Here is a 1,733-nt window from a genome sequence, read left to right as displayed (position 1 = left end):
CCCCCGCCGGGCTGGCGTTCGTCGCCGAGCTGCTCGGGATGACCAGTGCGGATGTCGCCGGTGTGGCGTCGTTCTACTCGATGTACCGCCGTGATCCCACCGGCAAGTACCTGGTCGGCGTGTGTACCAACACGCTGTGCGCGGTGATGGGCGGCGACACCATCTACGACGAGCTCAAGAGTCATCTGGGGGTCGGCAACGATCAGACGACTGAGGACGGGACCATCACCCTGCAGCACATCGAGTGCAACGCGGCGTGCGACTACGCACCCGTGGTGATGGTCAACTGGGAGTTCTTCGACAATCAGACCCCGGAATCGGCCCGCCGGTTGGTCGACAAGCTGCGCGAGGACGCCGAGGTGCGACCCACCCGCGGGATGCCGCTGTGCAGTTTTGCCGCCAACGAACGAATTCTCGCCGGCTTCCCCGACGAGCGCCCCGACGACGGCCAGGGCGGCGCCGGTGCGGCGACGCTGGCCGGCCTGCAGGTGGCCCGTGAGCACGGGATGACAGCACCCGAGCCAGACGCCGACACCCGTGGGGGCGAGAAATGACACGCGCCGAGGGCACACCGCTGACACCGGTGCTCAGCAGCTACTGGGACGACCCCGAATCGTGGACGCTTGAGACCTACCGTCGCCACGACGGCTACAACGGGATGCAGCGCGCGCTGTCGATGACTCCCGACGAGGTCATCGACCTGGTCAAGGACTCCGGGTTGCGCGGCCGGGGCGGCGCCGGGTTCTCCACCGGGACCAAATGGTCCTTCGTCCCGCAGGGCAGCGAGGGCGCCGGGGCCCGCCCCCACTACCTGCTGGTCAACGCCGACGAGTCCGAGCCCGGAACCTGCAAGGACATGCCGCTGCTGATGGCCACGCCGCACGTGCTCATCGAGGGCATGATCGTGTGCTGCTATGCCATCCGGGCCCGCCACGCCTTCATCTACGTGCGCGGCGAGGTGGTTCCGGTGGTCCGCCGGCTGCAGGCCGCGGTGGCCGAGGCGTACGCGGCGGGGCTGCTGGGCACCGACATCGGCGGCAGCGGCTTCGACCTGGACATCACCGTGCACGCCGGGGCGGGCGCCTACATCTGCGGTGAGGAAACCGCGCTGATCGAGTCGCTGGAGGGCTACCGGGGCCAGCCCCGGCTGCGCCCGCCGTTCCCCGCCGTGGCCGGGTTGTATGCGTCGCCGACGGTGGTCAACAACGTCGAATCGATTGCCAGCGTTCCCGCCATCTTGCGCAACGGAGCGGAGTGGTTCCGCTCCATGGGCACTGAGAAGTCCCGCGGGTTCACCCTGTATTCGCTGTCGGGCCACGTCAACCGGCCCGGCCAATACGAAGCGCCGCTGGGCATCACACTGCGCGAACTGCTCGGCTACGCCGGCGGGATACGCGACGGGCACCGGCTGAAGTTCTGGACGCCGGGGGGGTCGTCGACCCCGATCCTGACCGAGGAGCATCTCGACATCCCGCTGGACTACGAGGGCATGGCCTCGGCCGGATCCATGCTGGGCACCAAGGCGTTACAGATCTTCGACGAGACCACCTGCGTGGTCCGTGCGGCCGCGCGCTGGTCGGAGTTCTACAAGCACGAATCCTGCGGGAAGTGCACGCCGTGCCGGGAGGGCACCTACTGGCTGGTGCCCATCTACGAGCGTCTGGAATCCGGCCGGGGCACCCCCGAAGACCTCGACACCCTGCTGGACATCGCCGACGTGCTGTTCGGGAAGT

General features: G+C 68.4%; 2 protein-coding genes. Both read left to right on the top strand.

Features of this window, described 5'->3' with window-relative positions; genetic code table 11:
- A partial coding sequence (gene nuoE, locus LI92_RS21130; protein WP_046322435.1) for an NADH-quinone oxidoreductase subunit NuoE occupies nt 1–554 on the top strand: 554 nt, incomplete at its 5' end.
- Nucleotides 551–1,733: NADH-quinone oxidoreductase subunit NuoF (gene nuoF / locus LI92_RS21125; protein WP_046322434.1), on the top strand; the 1,183-nt coding region annotated here is incomplete at its 3' end. The genes nuoE and nuoF, both read left to right, overlap by 4 nt.

This window comes from Mycobacterium sp. UM_Kg1 (assembly GCF_000972925.1).
In the GTDB taxonomy this organism is placed as follows: Bacteria; Actinomycetota; Actinomycetes; order Mycobacteriales; family Mycobacteriaceae; genus Mycobacterium; species Mycobacterium hiberniae.
The sequence above is the reverse complement of the archived record's forward strand: the minus strand, read 5'-3'. Positions and strand labels throughout refer to the sequence as shown.